A 24092-nucleotide genomic window follows, 5' to 3' on the forward strand; every position below is an offset into this window, starting at 1 on the left:
GGACAACCCTTACTGGATGGAGGCTTGCTTCAAATCACTTTTAGGCGGCAGACCATATAATCGGGCATACTCGCGGCTGAACTGGGAAGGACTTTCATATCCAACCTGGAAAGCGGCATCGGCTGCCCCCATTTTTTCGCTGATCATGAGATGCCTCGCTTCCTGGAGCCTGATCCGCTTCTGATATTGCAGCGGGCTCAGTGCCGTGACCTGTTTAAAATGCTTATGAAAGGACGACGCGGCCATATTTACTTCCTTGGCCAGTTCCTCGACGCGAAGCGGCTTGGAATAATCACGATGGATAAGCTGAATAGCCTTCGCAATGGCATGCGCCTGGCTGCCGATCACCGCAAATTGTTTGACCAAATGGCCATGCTCGCCCTGCAGAACACGGAACAGAATTTCCCGTGTAATCAAGGGAGCCAGGATTGGGATTTCAGCAGGTTGGTCGAATAATTTGACCAGCCTCAGCAGGGCATCAAGCAGTTGGGAATTGGTTTTGCCGACAAATATGCCGCTTCCCGGCTCCGATTCTTCAGGCCATGTCAGATCCGTCTGCTGGAGTATATCCAGAATTTGATCCGGCGTAAACTCCAAGTGAAGCCCAATGAATGGTACCTCAGGCGAAGCCTGGGTAATCTCACTTTTGATCGGGAGATGAACGGATGTCACGAGGTACGTGGTCGGATTGTAATGATAAATGTCTTGACCAAGCGCTGCGGATTTGGCGCCCTGGACAATGAAACACAAAGAAGGCGCATACATGCTATGTATAGGTTCGGACGCCGCCGTGGCCCGCATCATGTGCAGCGAAGGAATCTCTGTTACATGTAATCCATCCGTCTGTAAGAACTGGTTTAACCGCTCGGATAATTCAGACAAATACGGTTCAAGTCCGGTGGGTTGCATATCTAGATCCATTATTGAAACGCCTCCTTGTTGAAACATACGGTAAGAATAACAAAGGAGCTGAAATCAAGCAAGAATGGATGGAGTGAATGTTCAGAACGGCCATTTACCTGTCGGGGGGAAGGGGGTTACCGAATCTGCACATAAAATTGACGATGAAGATCGCGCAGCTGCTCGGCAAGTTCAGGAACCGGGCCGTCGATGACCGTGTCAATCGGCATGGATGAAGGGAACCCATCCCGACCAGGATCAGATCGGCGTAGAATGGGTGGATATTCGTCAACTCGATGACATCAGGCTGTATCCGAGGGCAATTGCTGATATTTTAAGGAATAAGGTAACGCACGTCCGGTAACTCGGGGATGTGAATTAAATACTATTTGGAATAAAAGCGTCCTATAAAAGTTTTATATATAGTTTAAAAGCAAAGAGGCCAATTATAGCGGATTCATAATTGATTTGATTTAGGCAGCGTCGTTTTTTTTATGATGTTACAGAACTTAGGCTCTGGTACAATGAACAGGGTAATTATGGAAAAATAAACGTCTTTCTTGATGTCTCTACATCCGATCGGAGGAATTTTCATGCCAAAGTTCATTGGCTCAGCGGCAGTAATTCTGGATGCCGAAGGAAGAGTGCTGCTGGTAAAACACAGCTACGGCAAACACAATTGGGACCTGCCCGGCGGTAAGGCGGAAGAGAACGAGTCGGCTCAGGAAACCGCAAAAAGGGAGGTGTTTGAGGAAGTCGGTATAGAGGTGCTAATCGGGAACTTAACAGGCGTATACTACGATCCGGATTATGACATCCATCACTTCGTTTTCCTTGCAGCTAATAAAGATACCCGTGCTCCTCAGCCAAGCTCGACTGAAATTTTAGAATGCGGATTTTATTCAAGAGATGAACTTCCTAGACCCATTAGCGACTTCACATGCAGACGGATCGAAGAAGCACTGCGCTATAATAATACCCAGGAGTTGTTTCACAAGGTGGGGCCGAGACAATGGATCGAATAAGGATCTGTAGGGGATCTACGATTTAGGGCTATCAAACAAAGAGGTGTGAACATGGAGCTTGCACTCGAATTTATCCAAAGCATGAAGGTCAAGCTGATATCGGAACAAAGAGGGACGCTTAAAGCCATCGAACAAGTATCGGAGGAAGATATTGTCTGGCACCCGACTCCGGATAGCAACAGCATTGCAAATTTGGTGGCGCATATCAGAGGGGCCGCCCATTCGCGAGTCGAGACCATTCTTTTCAACATACCGGACACACGAGATCGGGATAAGGAATTCGAACGGGGACTGATGATGACGAAAGAAGAAGCATATCAACATGCGAAGGAAGCGTTTGACATTATGCTTCAGTATCTTGAATATCTTAAATCCCAGCCAGAGCAATTAATGTCCCAGCCTTTTCTCCATCGGCCGCCGCTTACATACAGCCAGGTAAACAACGAAACGACTGCACTGAATCTGATGATGGCGATGTTCAGAGAAGTCCACTACCATACAGGACAAATCATATATATTGCCAAAATGAAAAAAGGCGAGTTCATGACCGCTACTACGCGGTCATTTGGTTTGTAGCCTCTGGTTTGTCTTTCATATCATTTATGATTGCGGCCTTTCGTTTCCTCATAGGTTGGGTACAAGGGGGCTGGCGTATTTCTGATGACTAGGGATCGGGTCAACCGGACAATCAGCTATTTCACGACCAAAGCAGGCTATTCGATAGAATATTCGATTGTTGGAGAAATTGCATGCGAGTCGATAATACGAACCATCCTCAGATACATGCTGCCGATTGAGCAATCGAAAAGAAACGCAGGCTCCCTTGGTAGGCTACAATCATCATAGAAATGATTATAGCCGGGAGGTATGACGCGAATGAAATTGCACAAGATCACCCCAAACCTGTGGTTCGACTCGCAAGCAGAAGAGGCGGCAAACTTTTATACGTCTATTTTCCATGATTCCAACATCGGCAGAATCGCTCGCTACGGACCGGAAAGCGAAGGCAGGGGCGTAGCGGGAACCGTAATGACCGTGGAATTTCAGCTGGAAGGGCAGTCTTTCGTTGCGCTGAATGGCGGACCGCATTTTAAGTTCAATGAGGCCATATCTTTTATCGTTCATTGCGATGATCAGGAGGAGCTGGACTATTATTGGGATAGGCTCTCCGAGGGAGGAGACGAAAAGGCGCAGGTCTGCGGTTGGTTAAAAGATCAATTCGGCGTATCCTGGCAAATCGTCCCCAGCCAATTAACGGAAATGATCTGTGACCCTGACCCGGCAAGAGCAGGACGAGTCATGCGTGCTATACTCCAGACGAAATCGAAGATCGACATCCAAGCGCTGCAGCAAGCTTATGAAAATTAGAGGTTATTCTTACCCACGTAAATACGAAGGTTCAAAGAAAAGGCCATCCATCAGGGTGGCCTTTTGCATTGCGCGTCTTACAGCTGGAGGTCATCACGATAACGCTGTAAAATTCTTGGCCGTCGCAAATTTTATGTTTTAACCAAGCCGCTGTGATTTACTTCACAGGCAAAGCCTCCCATATCCGTTACGATGTAAATGTAATTGATTTCACAAGGTTGCACGGGAGGCGTGTTTATGAGCAGACGATTGGTGATGATAGGCAACGGGATGGCGGGGGCGCGGTGTATCGAGGAAATTCTCCGCCGGGACCGCGACCGCTACGAGATAACGATGATCGGGGATGAACCGTACCCCAACTATAACCGCATTATGCTGTCCCCTGTGCTGCAAGGGAAAACGACGTTTGAAGAAATCACGATTAACGATTGGGACTGGTATCGGTCCAATAACATACATTTGCTGTCCAAGGAACGGGCAGTCGAGATTAACCGGGCGTCGAAGGAAGTCCGAACCGACCGGGGAACCGTTGTCCCCTATGACGAGCTGATAATCGCGACCGGATCCAGCGCATTTATTTTACCAGTACCAGGACATGAACTGGAAGGCGTCGTCGGATTCCGCACCATTGAAGATACGAAAATGATGCTGGAAACGGCTAAACAGTACAAAAAGGCGGTTGTGATCGGCGGCGGACTGCTTGGCCTGGAAGCGGCTCGCGGATTGATGAACCAGGGGATGGAGGTTCATGTCGTTCATTTGCTGCCCCACTTAATGGAAATGCAGCTCGACGCGGCAGCGGCAAAGCTGCTTCAGCAGGACCTGGAAGCCCAGGGCATGAAGTTTCTGATGGAAAAGAAAACAACTGAAATCTATGGTGTCGGGCGAGTACAAGGGCTTCGGTTTGAAGACGGAACGAACGTCGAATGCGATCTTGTCGTCATGGCCGTCGGCATCCGTCCCAATGCAGCGCTGGCGCGGGATGCGGGACTGGCGGTTGGCCGGGCGATTCAAGTCAACGACCTGATGCAGACGACGGACCCGTCGATTTATGCCGTCGGCGAGTGCGCCGAACATCACGGCATTGCCTATGGGCTTGTAGCGCCATTGTATGAACAGGGCATCGTGCTTGCGGATCACCTTACAGGCCGGCCAACAGAAGGTTATGCGGGCAGCGTGTTGTCCACGCAGCTTAAGGTAGCGGGATGCGATCTGTTTTCCGGCGGAGAAATCCATGCCGATGCGAACACGAAAGCCATCGTCGTGCAGGATGAGGTCGCCGGATCCTATAAAAAGATCCTGGTTCGCGATAACCGTATCGTCGGCGTCGTGCTGTACGGGGAGGTTTCCGACGGCACCCGGCTGTTCAGCCTGCTGAAGAAAGGCAGCGACATACAGGAATATACGAGCGCCTCCGTGCTCCACAAAGCCGGGGGAGACGGCGGGCTCGATGTCGCGTCGATCAGTGCGGACGAAACGATTTGCGGATGCAACGGCGTAACCAAGGGACGCATCGTCGGCGCCATTCTCGAGAACGGACTGACCACGTTCGACGAAGTAAAGGCTGTGACCAAAGCCGGAGGCTCGTGCGGCAAATGCCGCGGCATGGTCGAGGCGATTCTTGCGCACACGCTGGGCGACAAATTTGACGCATCGGCGCAGAAGGCGGCAGGCATGTGCGCCTGCACGACGCTTACCCGCGATGAGGTGGTGGCCGCAATTCGCGAGAAAGGCCTGCAGTCGCCGCGGGAGACGCGCATCGTGCTCGGGTTTGCATCCGAGGAAGGCTGCTCGAAGTGCCGTCCGGCACTGAATTATTATCTGCGGATGCTGCATCCTGAGACGTATGCCGACGATAAGGCATCCAGATATGTCAACGAACGAATGGAAGGCAACATGCAGAAGGACGGCACATTCTCCGTCATTCCGCGGATGTATGGCGGAACAACGACACCGGAGGATTTGATCCGCCTTGGCGAAGTGGCGAAGAAATACAACGTGCCGCTGGTGAAAATTACAGGCGCCAGCCGCATCGGGCTGTACGGCGTACAGAAGGAAGACGTTCCGAACGTTTGGGAGGAGCTGGAGATGCGTTCGGGATACGCCTACTCCAAGTCGCTGCGTAACGTCAAATCGTGTGTCGGTTCGAGATTTTGCCGGTTTGGCACCCAGGACTCGTTAGGACTTGGCGTCCGGCTGGAACAGGAAATCGAGATGGTCGATACGCCGCACAAAATGAAAATGGGCGTGACCGGCTGCCCGCGAAACTGTGCCGAGGTATTGACGAAGGATTTTGGCGTCGTCTGCGTGGAGAACGGATACCAGCTGTATTATGGCGGAAACGGCGGCACCGAGGTCCGGGAATGCGACAGCCTGACGACGGTGGCGACAGAGGACGAAGTGATCCTGTTGGCTAAAGCCTACGTACAGCTGTACCGGGAAACCGGCATTTACGGCGAACGCACCGCTCCATGGGTGAAGCGGATGGGCACGGATTGGGTGCGCCAAATGCTGAGCAATGAGCAGGAGATTGCCGGTTTAGCCAGCCGCTTCGAGCTTGCGAAGACAACGTATCGCGAAGCTTGGTCGGCCGCGCTGGAAGACGAAGAACGCCGCCGGATGTATACCGTGGAGAGACCATAAGGGGAAGGAAGGCGCATGAGCGTGACGAGAGAAATGGTGAAAGTAATGAGGCTGGAGGAACTGAAGCCGCAGATTGGCAAGGAGGTACGCGTTGGCGATGAGTCGGTTGCATTGTTCCGGCTGTCAAACGGGGAGGTGCGGGCGGTAAGCAACCGGTGTCCGCACAAGAACGGTCCGCTGGCTGAGGGAATCGTGTCGGGTGAATTTGTCTTTTGTCCGCTGCACGACTGGAAAATTTCGCTGACGACAGGGGAAGTGCAAAAGCCGGACGACGGCTGCATCCAGACCTACGAAACCGCGGTCATTGACGGTTACGTCTATATTGGAGGACTGAAGGAGCATGAAAAACACCATCCAGATCGTTGAAACCGCCGGGGTAAACAAGGTTAGCCTCATGAACCGGAGTATAGGCAGATACTTTGTATCCTCCATGCTTGCTGGAATGTTCGTTGGTCTCGGCATTATACTGATCTTTACGATCGGCGGACTGCTCGCGCCGGTCCACGCACCCGCCATGAAGATCGTCATGGGAGCCAGCTTTGGCATCGCCTTGAGCCTGGTTCTGATGGCAGGATCGGACTTGTTTACCGGCAACAATATGGTTATGGTAGTCAGCACGCTGAACAAGAAGACGACCTGGCTCGATACGCTTAAAATATGGCTGTACAGCTATGTCGGCAATTTTGCCGGTTCCTTGCTGGTCGCCGCGATCTTCGTATGGACGGGATTGGCGAAAGGGGGAACGGCCGAATTCATCAACAGCACGGCCGCCGTTAAAATGAATGCGCCGTTTATGGAATTGTTCATGCGGGGAATTTTATGTAACACGCTTGTCTGTCTTGCCGTCTGGTGCTCCATGAAGCTGAAGGAAGAGACCGCAAAGCTGGTCATGATTTTCTGGTGTCTGTTCGCCTTTATTACCTCCGGGTTCGAGCACAGTGTGGCGAACATGACGCTGCTGTCGGTATCGATCTTCATCCCTCACCCGGAGACGGTAACCTGGGGAGGACTGGCCGCAAACCTGATTCCGGTGACCCTCGGCAATATGGTCGGCGGCAGCGTGTTCGTAGGGCTTGCATATTGGTATATGACGAAAGATAAAGAGAAGGTGGAGATCGAAACTCTGCCGCAAAGCAAAAGGTCTGCAAGTTAAGGTTGTGAAGTAATCAACGCGGTGAGCCTGCTCTTAAAAAGCCCCAAGCGTGCAGCGGGAAAGAAAGCAGGAAAGCGTGGTACGCCCCATCAGGTCGCTTTCTTGGCCTTCGGCTTCCACGTTGGCTCTTCGGTCTCCGCAGGTTCCTCGATGATGGCCATCGCTTCCTCGTAACGGCGGCTTTTGAATAGAACGATCAGATTCTCCAGATCTTCCCTGTCCAACAGCTTCACCCCGTTCACGGCCGCCAGGATGCGGCAGGCTTCGGTGTATCTGCCGGAAGTCAGCACGATTGCCCGTTCAGCTTCATAGTAACGCATGGAAGTATAAATCTCCTGAACCGCGCCGATGCCGACCGGATTGCTGTTCCCGTAGCGTTTGGCCTGTAAGACGTTCCTGAGTCCGTTCTGATCCGTAAAAACTAAGTCGGCGCCGAAATCCCTGCTGGCCGTGGTCTGATACACTTCCCTGTAGCCAAGCTCGTGAAACAGCCGGAAGAGATACAGCTCAAATTCGGAGCCGTCCGCCATTAAATCGATATCCTTGATGGTGATCTTGCGAGGATTCGCCTCCCGGCGGATCCTTTTTCTCCGGTTTTTGACCAAACGTATGACGAATAGGACGAGGAGCAGGGCAACCAGCCCGGCGATCATGATGGTTGTTGTATCCAAGGTAGTAGGCAAATTAGGTTCCTCCAAATATCCGAATGTTTGTTCCTATCCACTATATCAAAATCGCGTCAACGAAGGAAGTCATTTAAAATCACTTGCCGGCTGCTCATGACCGTGAGAGAGTAAGTATATACAACTTAAAACATGGGGTGTGATCGATAAATGACCGATACGTTGAATATCGATGAATGGTTGGATTGGGAAGGGGATCGTGATCGCGATTCCACTCTAGTGGTGCTGATGTGCGGAATCGCCGGTTCCGGGAAAACTACATTTTCTAAAAGATTGGAGGAACAAGGGTTCGCCCGTCTCTCTATCGACGAGGAGGTGTGGAATATGCACGGCCGTTACGGAATCGATTATCCGGTTGAAAAATACAGAGAATACCTGGATGAAGCACATGCAAGCTTGCGAACAAAGCTAGCTTCATTTATTCAAGACAAAAAGCGGGTTGTGGTCGACTCCAGTTTTTGGAGCCGTTCTGCGAGAGATGACTATAAACGGCTTATTGAACATTGGGGAGGGGAGTGGAAGTTAATTTATTTGAAAGTGCACCCTGATGAGTTGCGAAAACGCCTTAAGGTCCGAAGCCACCGTTTCGATGCCAATGCCGCGTTTCCTATTACCGAGGAGACGCTGAACAATTTTCTTAACTCGTTCGAAGAGCCTCAGGGGGAAGGAGAAATTGTTGTAGAACATGAGTGAGGGCAGCAATGCGCTCTCATCCAGCGGATTGCCAACAGGCCGCCGTAAGTAACGGCAGCCTGTTCACGATGAAATACTTTCAGTTCGTGCTATTGATTATAGATCTTTGAAAGTGGAAGTTTTGATCGCATTGTTGACCTCTATATCTCTCAAAGGCCCCATCGTTTTTATCAGAATATTTGGAACAATCAGCAGCAGCACGATCGAGCCGTAGACGCCGGCGGTATAACTCGAAGCGTATTCAAACCCGAAGCCTTGATCGAAGAAGGACGTGATCAGATGAATCAACAGGTTCGTAAAACAAAAGGCATAGCTTCGAATCATCCAGTTGCGGTGCCGGATGACCCGTTTCTTCTTGATTTGAACGAGTGCCGTCACCGTAATGAACAGCCAGATTAAATTCAGCGCGTTAAAAGCCATGCTCGTCATTTTACCTCCTGTGGCGTAAGGGGCCATATACCCGGAAGTAATAACGACAAGAAGCACCGATACCATATATAAGTATCCATTGATCCGGTGGAATTTGCGGCTTTTTTGAAAGATGCGGTTGGAAAAATTGACAAGCCCAGCCGCCATGGCAATGCACGCAAAAGCAACGTGTATTCGCATGACGCTTAACCACGCGGGGAGGTGAATTTCACGTTTTAGACCGGTTTTATGGCTTAAAAAGCCTTCCGCTCCGGGATCGATAATATAATTTTCCAATATAGCATAAAGGATAAACAAAATACTGAGACAGGCTAACAAACTATATAAGATTTTTCGTTTGTTCACTTCATTCACAACCCCCGAAACTCTTCATATCATTGTTGAAAGTCTATTTCAAGCGCTTGCCGACGACCTTGGAAGCCGGAAGTACGCCGGCTTTGGCGGTGCCGTTCAGCTCGTCTCCGTCGACGGTCACTTCGAATTTTAAGTTTAAACGCATCGGCTTGGTCACTTGCTGGGACCAGGTCAGCCTGTTGCCTTGAATAACGGGATTCATAAATTTGACCGATTCATCCCCTTGGGTGGCCGTTCCGTGAATTTCCCCCTGATTTGTAGCGATTGAGAGCTTGACATCCATTTTGCCCACGGGCGTTGCAATGGTCACCTCCCATTCTCCGTCGAATACGGGCCCTGTTCGTTCGGATGTGTTTTGCAGGAGAGGGGAAGGTGGATTCACCGTTTCAGTACTCAGTACAAGGTTCGATTCCTTGTCTGTTTCGGCCTTTTCCGAGTTCGGCACCAACCCCTGCGCCCGCCACGCGGTACCTCTCCGCTCATATTCGAACAACTGCTCGACGGCGTGCGCGATCCGGGGCCCAAGCTCTCGTTCAACCAAATGCAGGGCGACATCGAGCCCCGATGTCACGCCGCCGCCACTAACCAAATTGCCGTCGTCAACGACGCGTGCCTTGACGGGCAGGGCACCGGTTGCTCCAAGAACCTCCATGCCCAGATGATGCGTAACGGCGCGTCTCCCTTCCAGTAAGCCTCCCATGGCCAAAACCAAGGATCCGCCGCATACGGTAGAGACAATGACATCTTTCCTTTCAAGGGCTTCCCTGATCTTGACGGTCAATTCCGTATTTGCGGTTCGTGCCAGTATGGCTGGAACGGAATCGGGACCGTCGCCTTCGACATCCCCGGCTGCGCCGGGAACGAGTATAATTCCCGCACGATCCGGGTCCAGCTTGCCGCCCGCTGCAATAGGCAAACCTTGGGTGCCGCTGGACACGGTTCTTGCTCCTTCGGCGGTGACAAGCTTTACTTCCAGCGCATCACTGGACATCATCGCCGCGGCACTAAAAACCTCATAAGGCGCCAAGGCGTCCAGCAGATCGAAGCCATCAAAAAGAACGATTTGAACGGTTATCATCGATATATCCTCCTACATTTTCGTCGTTATTTGCTCAGCAAGTCCTTAAGCCGGATATATTCCTGTTTGTCAATTTCACCTTTGGCCATCCTGTTTTTGAGGATCCAGTCAATGTTATCCTCCCGGCTTCTGTTTCCGGACTTGTGACGAATGGAATAGATCCGAACCGCCAAAAAACATAAAAGTGCGATGCAAAACAATGCACTGAACACATAAACACTGCTGTTTTCCATGGTCAACCTCCTTCACGAACAACATCCTATCAAATGAATATCTCAAATGAAGAAATAAAAGTGTCACAAAACGATAAACATTGCATCACAAAATGGGTAGGGCGGTTAGCTCTTCACCAAAAAGATGATAAACTAGGATGCGAAGGTGGGATGTACATGAGCGGAAGCCATACGATACTCGTTGTAGACGACGATCCCAGCATCGTCGAACTATTGAAAGATTTTTTGGAAAATGACAATTTTCTCGTGATCACGGCCTGCGATACGGCAGAGGCGTGGGACACATTCGAACGGAATACGGTTCACGCCATGATTCTGGATATTATGATGCCGGGACAAAACGGGTTTGATTTATGCCGCCGGATTCGCGCGGTTAGCGACGTTCCAATCCTATTTCTGAGCGCGCGCAGCGATGACGTGGACAAGATTCGGGGGCTGACGCTCGGCGGCGATGATTATATCGTGAAGACGGCCTCACCGGGAGAGATTGTTGCCAGAGTAAAAGCCGTACTGCGGCGCACCGCTTCACGGGAGCAGACGAATGAAAGGATCCTAGATTACGGCCGGATTCAATTAAACTTGTCAACCAGGGAAGTGTTTGTGGATGGGCTCAGCATCGTGCTCACTCCGAAGGAGTATGATTTGCTGCGATTGTTCGCCGAACATCCAAGGCATGTATTTTCCTATGAGCAGCTGCTTGCCAAGTTTTGGGAAGGGATCGGTGACCGGCATACCATTCGGGTTCATCTTAGCCGGCTTCGTGAGAAAATAGAGGTTGATGCAAATCATCCGCAATACCTGGTCAACGTATGGGGAGTAGGGTATCGCTTCGAGGGAGGATAAGATGAAAACACTTCGTATTCGCACGTTTACGATACTCTGCTTATTTATGATCACGCTCGTGCCATGGGTGTTCTACGTTGCGGCGCACTTCCTGGAAACCCATTCACTAAACATCGGATCAAACCAGCCGTACGATGAAAGTATGCAGAGACATATAACCGAGGCCGTTCACATGATCGAGGCGGGCTCGGGCCAATGGCGGGATCCGAATTGGCAAGGCCAGCTGCTTAGCGAGCTGCATCAATCCAAGCTGGATGCGGTCATCATATCAGATTCCGGTGAGGAGATTTATCGGTCAGCCGAAAGTGAAGGTGGTCTGCGATCAACCGAGCGGTTCTCGGTCATGGAGAACGGTCATCTGCTTGGAAGGGTGGTTGTTTACCTGCCCAAGTCCAAAACGCTGCCGATGATATCGGCGTTCGCCGGATTGCTGCTCGCCTTTTTCATCGTTGGAATCGAAATGCGGAGGTTTCTGCTGAAGCCTCTGGAGAAGATGAGCCGGGCCGCCAGACAAATCGCTTCAGGCGATTGGGAGGTGCGGTTACCGAGGTCCAGAATTACGGAAATCGCTGAAGTTGGGGATGGGTTTGATGTGATGGTAAAAGGGCTGCGAACGTCATACCGGAAGCAGGTAAAGCTGGAGGAAGAACGCCGCTTTGTCATATCTGCGGTCGCGCATGATTTGCGTACTCCGTTGTTCGCCCTTCGGGGATATTTGGACGGCTTGGAGCAAGGCATTGCCCAAACGCCGGAGAAAATTTCAAAGTATGTAGCGGTATGCAAGGAAAAATCGGCGCAGCTGGATCGATTGGTGGAAGACCTTTTTACTTTTACGAAAATGGAGTATTGGGATCGTCCATTGAACAAGGCGCCCATCGATTTACCGGTTGTACTCCAGCAATCGATCGACAGCTTGAGTCCCAGTGCCGGACTTAAAAGCATTGCGATCAAAAGCCATCTGGCCGCCGATTGCATCGTCAGCGGTGATGCGCATCTATTAGAGCGCGCCCTGAGCAACCTGCTGGATAATGCGGTAAGACACACCCCGCACGGGGGGATGATTGACGTCCGATGTAACAAGGAAGAAGGCAAAATCACATTCATGATCCGAGACAATGGGACGGGGTTCACGGCGGAAGAGCTGGAGCGCGTGTTCGAACCGCTCTACCGCGGGGAAGCGTCCAGAAACCGTTCGACCGGAGGCAGCGGTCTGGGTTTGACCATATCACAGCGAATCATTCGGCAGCATGGAGGCGAACTCACGGCAAGCAACGATCCGCAAGGCGGCGCACGGCTGACGGGCTGGATTCCAGCTGCAGACGCGCACATTTCATGATGTAGCATACAGCGGATAACGCATTCAGATAAGCTGGTCACTGCCATAGGGCGACCGGCTTTTTTTACGTATATACGGCAGTTTCTATCTTTCGGATAGCCCTGATTTGGCAATATGTCAGGTTGACTCGACAATATTTTGTTTTCCTATATATAATATGTATAAATTTTCCCCAGTTAAGAAACACCTCGCTCAGGTTAAAAGTTGTCATTTTGTTGCGTAAGTACAAAGTCTTACCATGTCATCCAGCTGTAACCTTAGAGAAACAAGAGCATATTTTTCTAAGGATTGGGAAGCGCTTGCAAACAAAGTGCCAGTCCATCGCGATACAGAAACGAATTTAAAACTCACTAATAAGGGTGGTATAATATGAATTTATCGACGCTTCGAAGATGGCTATGGCCGCAAACGAGTTTCCAAGGGAAAATTTTTATGGCCTTCGGCCTGATCACATTTCTGTCCATCGTCTCCGTAACTGCCATTGTCTACGTGAATATGCGCGAAACGATCAAGCATAACGCGGTTACTTCCGTCTCGGACAGTATCCGGCAGGCGGATGAATCACTTAACGTGATGCTGGAGGAGATCGACCGGCTGAACACGGTTGTCGTAACCAATAAAAATACGGTGATCCAGACGATCATGAGCCCGAACGAGGAACCCAGTTATGAATGGTTCCAGGAACAGAAGCGGATTACGGAGTTTTTATCCGGACTGATTCAGTACAAGCCCTATATTTCCCGTATGGCGGTCGTCGGTCTGAACGGAAAAGTATTTTTCACCGGGGGTCCTTGGATGGACCGGAGCGTTCTGGGAACCCCGATGCTGAACTATATGCTGCACAACGGGTCGCGCCATGCGTATTTTAAGCCGGAAGGAACCGTGGATGCCATTACTGTCGGCCGAGAGATTCGCTATAACCGCGAGACGGTCGGCATCGTCATGGTCGACTTGGACTACGATTTTATTAAAAAAACATACGGGGTCAAACCGACTGCAGACAGCATGCTGTATGTTCTTGATGAGCAGAACGGCTATGTGTATCAATCCGAGTCCGCTCCATCCTCTTTTGCGCCTCCGCTGGAAAGAATCGTCCAGATCAAAGGCAAGCTTACCGGTGATAACGACGTGGTGGAGCAGAGAATCAACGGCAGGTCCTACATCGTGGTCAGCCGCCATTCCGAATACACGGGCTGGAGCACGCTGGCTCTGATTCCGCTTGACTCGTTACTTAGCGAATCGACCCGAATCCGTAACTTGATGACCGAGGTATCGATTATCGTCTTCATCGTCATCCTGATCGGTTCCCACCAGGTCTCTTCGCGGACCACGCTAAATATCCGGCGGCTCAGATCGATGATGATGCAGGTGAAGGACGGTAATCTGTCGTTTCCCAGAACAGAGATTCACTCGAAGGACGAGATCGGACAGCTGTACCGCGTGTTCATCAGCATGGTCGACGAATTGAAACGGCTGATGGAAGGCATCCGGTACAGCGAGAAGAAGAAGCGGGAGGCCGAGCTGACCGCCCTTCAGGCGCAGATCCGTCCGCACTTTTTGTACAATTCGCTGAATACGATCAAGTACTTGGCCAAGCTGAACGGAGTACCCAATATCGAGGAAGTATCAGGTTCGCTCATTGAGCTCATGCGGGGATTACTGGGGAATTCCAACGAATTTTTGACGCTGCGCGAAGAGCTTGACTATGTGAACAGCTACATATCCATCGTGAAGTACAAATATTTGGAGCCCATCGAGGTGCATACGCAGATCGAAGATGACGCTTTGATGGATTGCCGTGTGCTGAAGCTGATGCTCCAGCCTCTTGTCGAGAATGCCATTATGCACGGTATCGGTCCTTCAGGGAAAGGGGGCTTCGTCCTGATTCGGGTCTATGCGGAGCATCAAGAATTGCGGATCGAAGTCACGGACAACGGCCGGGGCATGACGCAGGACCAGATCGACGCTCTTCTTGGAGCAGCGGGACGAGAGGATACGCCGTCGCGCTTCAGCAGCATGGGCGTACGGAATGCGAACGAGCGGATCGTGAGAATGTTTGGAGAACCGTACGGTTTGAGCTTATACAGCGAGCCGGGTCTGTATACGAAGGTGGAAATTCGTTTTCCGCAAATTCGTAACCGCGGTCAATCTGATCAGGAGGTGGTCTGATGATGTTTAAAGTACTGTTGATCGACGACGAACCGTTAATTGGCAATGTCATTCGAACGTTATTCAACTGGAAGAAGCACGGATTTGAGTTCATCGGCGAAGCATACAGCGGGACGGAGGCATTGGGGATGATCGGGGAGTCGCCGCCCCACATCGCTATTATCGACGTGAATATGCCGGAGATGAACGGAGTAGAGCTCCAAGGGATCCTCCGTGAGCGGTATCCGGCGGTTAAGACGATCATGCTCAGCAGTTATGACGATTACGATTATGTCCGTGAGTGCTTGCGAAACGGGGCAGTCGACTATTTGCTCAAGCACCGGCTTGACGAGGCATTGCTGCTGAACGTTTTGAACAAAGCCGTTAAGGATTTACAGGCAGAAGACCGGGCGCAGGAAGGACAAATGGCGAGCAAAAAAATGGCGGAGACGATGAAACCCGTTTTTATCAGAAACCGCATTGCAGAACTGGTAAGAGAGAACAGGGAAGGGACAGGTAATCTTGATGCTACGGGCGTGCTGGAAGGTTTGTATCCAGGCGCTGTCCGTTATGCGGCAGCGGTACTGCAGATCATTCCGTTCCTCCTGCTGACGGAGTCGTTCAGCGACAGCCAAACGAACCGGCTGGTACAGCAGGCGGTCGATGTGATGCAGCAGAGCCTTGGAGATATCCATGAACGGACGGCCGCTTACGTGGAGAACGGACGGCTGATCGTCGTGTTTGCGTTCAAGGAGCGCAGCGAGCATGCCGGCAGCAGCGAGGCGCACCGCTGGATGGGCAAAGTTCAGCATGCGCTGGAGTTGATGCTGAATTTAAAATCCGTCTATGCGGTTGGGCATCCATGCGCAAGTTGGATACAGCTGGGGATGAGCTATAAATCGGCCGAAAAGGCGCTCGATGCCTCTCCTGCTGTGGAGACCGGGACACAATCCAAACATGTGAGCTTTAACGAGCCAGCTGCAAAAGAAACACCGAACGAGCAGCATCTTCGCGTTGCCTTGACGATTGAGGAACAGAAACAACTGCTTCTTGCCCTGGAAAGTCTGGACCAGGAAAGGATTCAGCAGCTGATCGCCTCCGTCTGCGGTTCTGTATGTCATCAGCCGCTTCATTCGCCTGCGGTGCAGATGATTGTCAGCGAGCTGCTGCACGCTGGCGACAAAGCTCTGAAAAAGTCAATTTCCACGCCTGCGGCAGAAGCCGCCATGTCCGAACTCCCGCCGCGAAGCGATCTGGGTCGGATCGGCAGCATGGATGAGCTTGAGGAATGGCTGAGATCCTACTTCACCGCCTTGCTGAATTTACTGAAGCGTCAGCGTGCTGGGGGCAGTTATTCCCGGCATGTCTCGCAGGCTATCCATTTTATATTGGAGCGGTATCAAGGCTACATCAACTTGGAGATGGTGGCGGCTTCAATCGGGCTCAATCCCTCTTATTTAAGCCGTTTATTCAAAGAGGAGACGCAGTGCAACTTCTCGGAATACGTGAACCGCATACGCATCGACGCGGCGCAAAAGCTGCTGGAGAGCAATCAATATTCGGTTAAACAGATCAGCAGCCAAGTGGGCTTTACGACATATAACTACTTTTTCAAAGTATTTAAGGAACTGACCGGGATGACGCCGCATGCTTATGTGGAGAGCCTCCGTCCGGAGCGACAGCGGTCGAAACCGTAAAATATGTGGAGTAAATAGTCAAATAAGTAGAATTTGCTGTCATGCCGGGTGAATTATAATACTCACATGCACCAAGGGAAACGCTTTCAACTGTTCCCAATTACATAAAAACGGAGGTCATAGAATCATGAACAAACTTTGGGGTAAATATGCGCTGAGCACAGCGCTCGTTTCCGCTCTATTGCTCTCGGGCTGCAGCTCTAACAGCGGATCGGGATCCGAAGCCAAGACAGCGGATTCGTCCGAAGCAACGGTTAATGAGACCGGGTTTCCGCTAACCCAAGAACCCGTCACGCTGAACATGTTTACCCGGATCGCCCCGGTGAACGGTCCATTCAAGGACATGCCGGTGTTCCAGGATTACGAGAAAAAGAGCAATGTGCACGTGGACTTCACCGAAGCGCCGACGGACGGCTTCCAGGAGAAGAAAAATCTGCTGTTCGCGTCCAATGAGCTGCCCGACGCTTTTTACCGCTCAGGCATTTCGCCGCTTGAAGCGACGCAGTACGGTGCCGTTGGCCAACTGATTCCGCTTGAAGACCTGCTCGACAAATATGCGCCTAACCTGAAATCGCTGATGGAACAATATCCGGAAATCCGCTCGGCGATCACGACTCCGGAAGGCCACATTTACGCGATCCCGGGAATCGTGACGCTGGCAGCGGCCCGCACGGATAAGAAGTGGATCAATGAGGCGTGGCTGAAGAAGATGGGCCTGAAGGAGCCCGAGACGACGGACGAATTATACGATGTGCTGGTAGCTTTCCGTGATAAGGATCCAAACGGCAACGGTAAGAAGGACGAAATTCCGATGACTGCCCGGGCGGGTCTGGCGGTCGTCACCATGATGAGCGGATCGTTTGGTCTTGATCAGCAGCTTGGCTATAACATCAATCTGGAGAACGACAAGGTGAACATCTGGATGGGCAGTGAGAAGAACAAAGAAATGCTGATGTACCTGAACAAGCTGTATAAAGAGAAGCTGCTCGACCCGGAACTGTTCTCACAGAAGGAAGCGCAGTATTTGGCTAAGCAGGGTTCGGGCAATGCCGGATTTTTCTTTGACCAGACGAACAACAACTTCCTGCCAATTGCCGACCAATATGTAGGGATTGCACCTCCAGCAGGTCCGAACGGCGACAGACTTCAGGCCCAGACAGCACCGGTGCCGCGTGACTTTGGTGCCTTCGCCATTACGTCTGTCAATAAATATCCGGAAATCACCATGCGCTGGATCGATTATTTCTACAGTGACGAAGGTTCGACCCTGCTGCGGTTCGGCAGAGAAGGCGAGCATTATGAGTTGAAAGACGGAATTCCTTACTATAAGCCAGAATTCTCGACATCGGACACCCAACCGAAAATTACGCCGTACGCAGGGGGCGGGGCACCGCATCTGATCAGCGATAAAGTATCTTCTTATATCAATCCGCCTCAGGTGCAGGAAGCTCAGAAGAAGCTGGATCCATACATGCCGAAGGTCCGTTATGCGGCTCCGATGTTTGACGAGAAAACAGCCCAGGAAGTCAATATCCTCCGGAACGATATTGATAAATATTACGAAGAGCAGAGCACGAAATTCATTGCCGGTGCGCTCAGCTTTGATAAGTGGGATGAGTTCCAGTCTACGCTGAAAAAGATGAAGCTCGACAAGCTTCAGGAGCTGTATCAAGCAGCCTATGACAAGATGGAAAAGTAATGGAATTGGATGATATTTCGTCATGAGGTAAGGAGTAGATGGTTATGAAGAGCGCGCAAGTCCAGGCGACGGCCGCTCCATCCCGGGTTTCCGCAAGACGGGGGAGACGCATATGGATTCAGATGGTCAAGCGGTACGACCTGTATCTCATGCTGCTGGTGCCGATCGCCTGGTATTTGATCTTTCATTACGGGCCGCTGTACGGTCTGCAAATTGCTTTTAAAAATTTCAACCCGGCCAAAGGAATTATAGGCAGCAGCTGGGTCGGCTTCGATCATTTCGAGCGGTTTTTCGATTCGTATTATTTCGGGCGGCTGCTGTGGAACACGTTGTCGATCAATCTGTTCTCGCTGCTGATCGCTTTTCCGATTTCCATCGTGCTGGCGCTGATCGTCAATGAAATTCGCAGTAAGTCGTTCAGCAAGCTGCTGCAAAATATTACGTTCATTCCGCACTTTATTTCCGTCGTCGTTATCGTTGGCATCCTGAACGTATTCCTCTCGCCCACGACGGGGCCGATCAACTCGCTGATCGAGGCATTCGGCGGTTCGCCGATCCGTTTTCTGGAGGAGGCCGGCTGGTTTAAAACGATTTTCATCGGCTCAAACATATGGCAGAACATGGGCTGGCAATCCATCATTTACATCGCCGCGCTCAGCGGGATCAATCCCCAGCTGTACGAAGCGGCGAAGATGGACGGCGCCTCCCGGATGCGGCGCGTGTGGCATATCTCCTTGCCGGGCATCGTTCCCGTCATCGTGATCATGCTGATCCTGGACATCGGACATTTTATGGACATCGGATTCGAGAAAATTTTACTGATGCAGAACAATTTGAACCTTGAGGCGAGCGATGTCATTTCTACGTTTGTGTATACGACCGGTATTCTCAAAGGAGAGTACAGCTACACCGCGGCCATCGGGCTGTTCAACTCGGTCATTAACCTGGTGCTCCTGCTATTGGTGAACCGGTTTGCGCGTAAAACGTCGGAAACGAGCCTTTGGTAAAGGAGGACCATGCGCCATGTCTAAACAAGCTGCTGCTGTGATCAGCAGACCCAGGGATGAGCGGGTGTTCAATGCGATCGTGTATACGATCGCATCGCTCATCATTCTGATCGTGCTCTATCCGCTCATTTTCGTGATCAGCGCTTCGTTCAGCGACCCGGCGAAGGTGCTGAACGGAGAAGTATGGCTGCTGCCGAAAAGCGTGTCTTTGGACGCGTACACGAATATTTTTCATAACGGAAAAATATGGACGGGATACATGAATACGATCATTTATACGGTAGTCGGCACGATCGTCAATATGATCCTGACCATTTTGGCGGCTTATCCGCTGTCAAGACCCGACCTGCCGGGCAGGAAAGTGCTGATGGTCATCATCACGCTTACGATGTTTTTCGGCGGCGGGCTGATCCCTACTTATTTGCTCGTCAAAAATCTGGGAATGTTGGACACGATGTGGGCCTTGATCGTTCCGGGAGCGATCTCCACGTACAATCTGATCGTCATGCGAACGTATTTTCAGAGCAGCATCCCTTGGGAGCTGCAGGAGGCCGCCCATATCGACGGATGCTCCAACTGGCGGCTGTTGGTCAACATCATCATACCCTTGTCCAAGCCGATTCTGGCCGTTATGGTGCTGTTTTATGCCGTCGGTCATTGGAACTCATTTTTTAATGCCCTGATCTATATTCGCGATGAAGGACGGTATCCGCTGCAGCTCGTCCTGAGGGAAATCCTGTTGATCAGCCAAACCGATGCCGTTGACGGCAACGTCGGACTGGAGAATAAGGTACTGCTGGCGGAAAGTATCAAGTACGCGGTCATCATTATTTCCAGCTTGCCGATTTTGATTATGTACCCATTTGTGCAGCGGCATTTTGTCAAAGGCGTCATGATTGGCTCCATTAAAGGATAGACAAGGGCAGGTGCCTTTATTGGCCGCGATGATTAATATCATATTTATGGAGGTATATTGTGCAAACGAATGCGACAATTTCAATCGACTGCAGCCGGCCTGGTGAACATACGGTCAGCCCTTATCTTTTCGGGCATTTTGTGGAAGATATTCGAGACCATATGGAAGCGATGCTGGCCTTTCCCTTAAAAGATATGGATTTTGAAAGCGAAAAAACCGGAGAGAGCGCCGTATCGGGAAGCTGGTTTCCTTTTACAAATGGACGAAATACGCAATATGCGCTCGAAGCGCCTGCCCTCAGGCATTCCGGCCGCGCACAGCGCATCCGGATCATGAGCGACGATGAGGCATACGCAGGAATTGCGCAGCACGCTGCGCTAAAGGGACCGATGACCTATACGGTTCGGATTGTCGCCCGCGCATCCGTAGAACTCCGCTATATTGTATTGGAAGCGGTGGACCGGCGAACGGAGGAGTTTCTGGGACGTGTGGAGATGGATCTGAAAAGCCACAATTGGCAGGAATACGAAGCAAGCTTGACCGTCTCACGAAGCTGTGCCGACGCGGAGATCCGCGTCTATGTTCCGGCAGATCATCCCCGCTGGACCGACCATGTTTCCACCGGCATGCTGTGGCTCGATCACGTGTCTCTGCTTCCCGAGGACAGCATTGGCCTGGTGAAACGCGAGGTGATCGATATGGCCCGGCCGCTGAATGCAGGAATGATGCGGCTCTCGGGAAATTACATCAGCGCATACCACTGGGAACATGGCGTGGGTCCGGTGCTGGAGCGGCCAGTGATGTACAACGAAGCTTGGGGAGGCTGGACGAGCAAGTATTTCGGGACGGACGAATTTATCCGGTTTTGCCAAGACCTGCAGGTGGAGCCGCTGATCTCCGTCAACGACGGTTCTGGTACGGCCGAGGAAGCCGCACGGTGGGTGGAATACTGCAACGGAAGCATCGACACGCCGATGGGAGCGCTGCGGGCGGCGAACGGTCATCCCGATCCGTATAACGTACGGTATTGGGAGATCGGCAACGAAGTATGGGGCGACTGGCAGGTGGGAACCTGCTCCGCCGACGAATTCGCCGAGCGCTGCAAGGCGTTCGCTCTAGCGATGAAGGCGGTCGACTCGTCTATCTTCATCTTGGGCTGTGGGCATACCGATCCGGAATGGAACAAGCCGGTGCTCGATATTGCGGGCGAACAGATCGACTACTTGACGATGCACCTATACCACGGCTTCGGGCGCTTCGGAATGAACCGCGATACGCCGGCAGAAGAACGATATAAAGCCATCGCAACGTTCCCGGAATGGACCCGCGAAGATATCCGGCAGGCGGAGGAACTCATACGCATGAATCCAAAGCATAGCCATATCAAGCTCGCCGTCACCGAGTACAACACCATGTACTTTCCGAACACGGTCCGCAAAGGACTGCCGGATGAGCATACACTGGGGGCCGCCGTGGCCAACGCCGCCAACCTGAATGAAATGCTGCGCAGCAGCGATATGGTGCATATCGGCAGCTTCTCCGATCTGGTGAACGGTTGGCTTGGAGGGTGCATCCGTGTGGGCGATTATTATGCCGACCAATACCGCGGCAAGAAGCCCGGCTGGAGCGGCTTGCCGCTTACGGTGTACGGAACGCCGACCTATGAAGTGTTAAAACTGTACGCCAACCGGGACATCCGGCGGATCCTGCCGGTGGATGCGGCGTGCGGCACCTTTGCCGTTCAGTCACCGAAGCAGACGCGTATTGGGCTTGATGCCGTACCGAACTTGGACGTGACCGCCGGCGTAAACGAGGACGGGAGTGTCATCACTATGTTGATTGTGAACCGCAGCCTGCATGAAGTTAAGGCGAAGCTTGACCTGCGTTCATTCGAACCTTTCGGTGACACCATTGTACATGAAATCACAGGCGACTCTTTCGAAGACATTAACTCCGTTTTCGAACCGGACCGCATCCAGTGCGTGCCCCGTGTCGTTCCGGTCTCCGCCTGGCGGGACGGATATCCTTTACGGAAAACGTCGGTTTATGCGGTAGAACTCAAAACAGAGCATAAGGCAGGAGTGGCGGAATGACAACCAGAGGCTATATCAAGGATTATCCCCGCCCGCAGTTCGTACGGGGCGACTGGGTGAGTCTGAACGGAGAGTGGGGTTTCCGATTCGACGACCTTAATGCGGGAGAACAGGAATGCTGGCAGGCGACGTTCGCTGAGACTCATAAGATCAACGTTCCTTTTACGTACGAAACCCGGCTGAGCGGAATCGGGATCGAAGAATTCCACCCTTATGTTTGGTACAACAAAAAAGTACATATCCCGATGGAAGCCGGGGGAAAACGCGTCATCCTGCATTTTCAAGCCGTCGATCACGTTGCCAAAGTGTGGATCAACGGGCGGATGGCCGGCAGCCACCAGGGCGGCTATGCCGCCTTTTCCTTTGATATCACGCCTTACTTGGTCTTCGGCGCCGACAACCAAATTACGGTGAAAGCGGAGGACAGCGAGAGCTGCACCCAACCGCGCGGTAAACAGCGCTGGACGAAGAACAATTTCGAATGCTTTTATGTCCAGACGACGGGCATTTGGCAGACGGTTTGGCTGGAGTATGTAGAGGAGCAGCGGCTGGAATCGGTCAAAATTACGCCGGATGTCGACCGGTCCATCGTCCGCTTCGATTACCAAGTGGAGGGGGTGGGAATATCAGGCGATTTGAGGCTGGAGGCGATCGTTACATTGAAGAGCAAGCCCGTGAAGCGAGTGAGCTTAGTGATTGACCGCCCCTGCCTTACGGTGGAAGTCGATCTGATTCATGAGGCGAACGGGCCGTGGAAAAAATGCCTTTGGTCTCCGCAGCACCCGAATCTGTACGATGTCGAGTTTGTCCTAACTTTGGACGATCAAGTGGTGGACCGCGCCTTTTCCTATTTCGGGATGAGAAAAATCTCGATCGAGCATGGCCGGGTGCTGCTGAATAACGTACCGATCTACCAAAGACTGATCCTGGATCAGGGGTATTGGACGGACAGCCATTTGACGCCGCCGAGCGAGGAGGCTCTTATCGAAGATATCGACAGTATGTTAGCGATGGGATATAACGGCGTTCGCAAGCATATGAAAATCGAAGACGCCCGCTTCCTCTATTGGTGCGACGTGAAAGGGCTGCTGGTGTGGTCCGAAATGGCTGCGACCTTCGAATTCCACGATCTGGCGGTCGAGGCGTTTACGAAGGAATGGCTGGAGATCGTCCGGCAGCAGTACAATCATCCGAGTATTATCACATGGGTTCCCTTTAATGAATCCTGGGGGATTGCATCGGTCCTTCGCGACCCGAGACAGCAGAAATTTACCGAGGGTATTTATCATTTGACCAAAGCGATCGATCCGTACCGGCCGGTCATCACTAACGATGGCTGGGAGCACACCGTTTCCGATATTTTGACGCTGCATGATTATGTCGAAAATGGAGACGGGTTCATGAAACGGTACTCGAACCTGGAGGCTGTCTTAAATTGCGAGACGACCTGCAACCAATGGAAATTCGCCTTCGCCGAGGGGTATGAATACCAGGGACAGCCCATTATGATCACCGAATACGGCGGCATTGCGTTCCAGTCAGACAAAGGTTGGGGATACGGCCGTCAGGTCTCTACCGAAGAGGAGTTTCTGCACCGGTTCGAGGGATTAACGATGGCGATCAAGGGCGTCGATTCGATTGCCGGCTACTGCTATACACAGCTAACGGATGTACAGCAGGAAATAAACGGACTTCTGATGGAAGACCGTACGCCGAAATTTCCGTTGGAGAAAATGAAACAGATTAATATGGCATGACCGCGCAACAACACCAAGAGCCGAAAGGAAACATTTT

At 51.7% G+C, this 24092-nt stretch carries 20 protein-coding genes; 16 read left to right on the plus strand and 4 right to left on the minus strand.

The genetic code is table 11. The features are described 5' to 3' along the window. Positions 1 to 9 precede the first annotated feature (9 nt). On the minus strand, positions 10 to 921 hold the full coding sequence (locus FHS19_RS07190) for an AraC family transcriptional regulator (RefSeq protein WP_183580653.1): 912 nt from the start codon (positions 919 to 921) through the stop codon (positions 10 to 12). 572 nt (positions 922 to 1493) lie between these two features. On the opposite strand from FHS19_RS07190, the gene FHS19_RS07195 reads away from it, so the two are divergent. The 6 genes from FHS19_RS07195 (at position 1494) to FHS19_RS07220 (ending at position 7089) form a co-directional block, all read left to right on the plus strand. Then, positions 1494 to 1925 carry an NUDIX domain-containing protein gene (locus FHS19_RS07195; protein ID WP_183580656.1) on the plus strand — a complete coding sequence of 144 codons (432 nt, stop codon included), beginning with the start codon at positions 1494 to 1496 and terminating at the stop codon, positions 1923 to 1925. Positions 1926 to 1976: 51 nt separating this feature from the next. Further along, positions 1977 to 2501: a DUF1572 family protein gene (locus FHS19_RS07200; RefSeq protein ID WP_183580659.1), complete on the plus strand. Its 525-nt coding sequence runs from the start codon at positions 1977 to 1979 to the stop codon at positions 2499 to 2501. Positions 2502 to 2801: 300 nt separating this feature from the next. Then, on the plus strand, positions 2802 to 3293 hold the full coding sequence (locus FHS19_RS07205) for a VOC family protein (RefSeq protein WP_376771823.1): 492 nt from the start codon (positions 2802 to 2804) through the stop codon (positions 3291 to 3293). A gap of 237 nt (positions 3294 to 3530) precedes the next feature. Further along, positions 3531 to 5936, plus strand: coding sequence for a nitrite reductase large subunit NirB (gene nirB / locus FHS19_RS07210; protein ID WP_183580665.1), 2406 nt, complete (start codon positions 3531 to 3533; stop codon positions 5934 to 5936). 15 nt (positions 5937 to 5951) lie between these two features. After that, positions 5952 to 6302 (plus strand): nitrite reductase small subunit NirD, encoded by a 351-nt coding sequence (gene nirD / locus FHS19_RS07215; RefSeq protein WP_183580668.1) that lies wholly within the window; start codon positions 5952 to 5954, stop codon positions 6300 to 6302. Further along, positions 6277 to 7089 carry a formate/nitrite transporter family protein gene (locus tag FHS19_RS07220; protein ID WP_183580672.1) on the plus strand — a complete coding sequence of 271 codons (813 nt, stop codon included), beginning with the start codon at positions 6277 to 6279 and terminating at the stop codon, positions 7087 to 7089. The genes nirD and FHS19_RS07220 overlap by 26 nt, the downstream gene beginning before the upstream one ends. Positions 7090 to 7178: 89 nt before the next feature. Here FHS19_RS07220 and FHS19_RS07225 read toward each other — a convergent pair whose 3' ends face one another. Then, on the minus strand, positions 7179 to 7742 hold the full coding sequence (locus FHS19_RS07225; protein ID WP_183581491.1) for a restriction endonuclease: 564 nt from the start codon (positions 7740 to 7742) through the stop codon (positions 7179 to 7181). A gap of 180 nt (positions 7743 to 7922) precedes the next feature. Between FHS19_RS07225 and FHS19_RS07230 the strand changes: the two genes are divergently transcribed. Further along, positions 7923 to 8465, plus strand: coding sequence for a P-loop nucleotide/nucleoside kinase family protein (locus tag FHS19_RS07230; RefSeq protein ID WP_183580675.1), 543 nt, complete (start codon positions 7923 to 7925; stop codon positions 8463 to 8465). Between the two features lie 96 nt (positions 8466 to 8561). On the opposite strand, the gene FHS19_RS07235 is transcribed toward FHS19_RS07230, so the two are convergent. Next, the gene (locus tag FHS19_RS07235) at positions 8562 to 9239 is read right to left on the minus strand and encodes a DUF2306 domain-containing protein (protein ID WP_183580678.1); all 678 of its coding nucleotides are present in this window, start codon (positions 9237 to 9239) and stop codon (positions 8562 to 8564) included. A 43-nt stretch (positions 9240 to 9282) separates the two neighbouring features. Beyond that, entirely contained in the window at positions 9283 to 10326 is a 1044-nt protein-coding gene (locus tag FHS19_RS07240) for a DJ-1/PfpI family protein (protein WP_183580681.1), read from the minus strand. 389 nt (positions 10327 to 10715) lie between these two features. On the opposite strand from FHS19_RS07240, the gene FHS19_RS07245 reads away from it, so the two are divergent. The 9 genes from FHS19_RS07245 to FHS19_RS07285 all read left to right on the plus strand — a co-directional run bounded on the left by FHS19_RS07245 (position 10716) and on the right by FHS19_RS07285 (position 24055). Next, on the plus strand, positions 10716 to 11402 hold the full coding sequence (locus tag FHS19_RS07245) for a response regulator transcription factor (RefSeq protein WP_183580684.1): 687 nt from the start codon (positions 10716 to 10718) through the stop codon (positions 11400 to 11402). A 1-nt stretch (position 11403) separates the two neighbouring features. Then, complete coding sequence (locus FHS19_RS07250) at positions 11404 to 12738, plus strand: sensor histidine kinase (RefSeq protein ID WP_183580687.1); 1335 nt, start codon at positions 11404 to 11406, stop codon at positions 12736 to 12738. Positions 12739 to 13107: 369 nt separating this feature from the next. Continuing rightward, positions 13108 to 14907: a cache domain-containing sensor histidine kinase gene (locus tag FHS19_RS07255; RefSeq protein ID WP_183580690.1), complete on the plus strand. Its 1800-nt coding sequence runs from the start codon at positions 13108 to 13110 to the stop codon at positions 14905 to 14907. After that, the gene (locus FHS19_RS07260; RefSeq protein ID WP_246426447.1) at positions 14907 to 16583 is read left to right on the plus strand and encodes a response regulator; all 1677 of its coding nucleotides are present in this window, start codon (positions 14907 to 14909) and stop codon (positions 16581 to 16583) included. The genes FHS19_RS07255 and FHS19_RS07260 overlap by 1 nt, the downstream gene beginning before the upstream one ends. A 127-nt stretch (positions 16584 to 16710) precedes the next feature. Continuing rightward, entirely contained in the window at positions 16711 to 18282 is a 1572-nt protein-coding gene (locus tag FHS19_RS07265; RefSeq protein ID WP_183580693.1) for an extracellular solute-binding protein, read from the plus strand. A 44-nt stretch (positions 18283 to 18326) separates the two neighbouring features. After that, positions 18327 to 19289, plus strand: coding sequence for an ABC transporter permease (locus FHS19_RS07270; RefSeq protein ID WP_183580697.1), 963 nt, complete (start codon positions 18327 to 18329; stop codon positions 19287 to 19289). A 16-nt stretch (positions 19290 to 19305) separates the two neighbouring features. Continuing rightward, a complete protein-coding gene (locus FHS19_RS07275; protein ID WP_183580700.1) occupies positions 19306 to 20205 on the plus strand; it encodes a carbohydrate ABC transporter permease in 900 nt (299 codons plus the stop codon). Between the two features lie 59 nt (positions 20206 to 20264). Next, entirely contained in the window at positions 20265 to 22298 is a 2034-nt protein-coding gene (locus FHS19_RS07280) for an alpha-L-arabinofuranosidase family protein (RefSeq protein ID WP_183580703.1), read from the plus strand. Continuing rightward, positions 22295 to 24055, plus strand: coding sequence for a glycoside hydrolase family 2 protein (locus tag FHS19_RS07285; protein WP_183580706.1), 1761 nt, complete (start codon positions 22295 to 22297; stop codon positions 24053 to 24055). The genes FHS19_RS07280 and FHS19_RS07285 overlap by 4 nt, the downstream gene beginning before the upstream one ends. Positions 24056 to 24092: the final 37 nt, after the last annotated feature.

Source organism: Paenibacillus rhizosphaerae (genome assembly GCF_014192015.1).
GTDB classification, from domain to species: Bacteria; Bacillota; Bacilli; order Paenibacillales; family Paenibacillaceae; genus Paenibacillus_AQ; species Paenibacillus_AQ rhizosphaerae.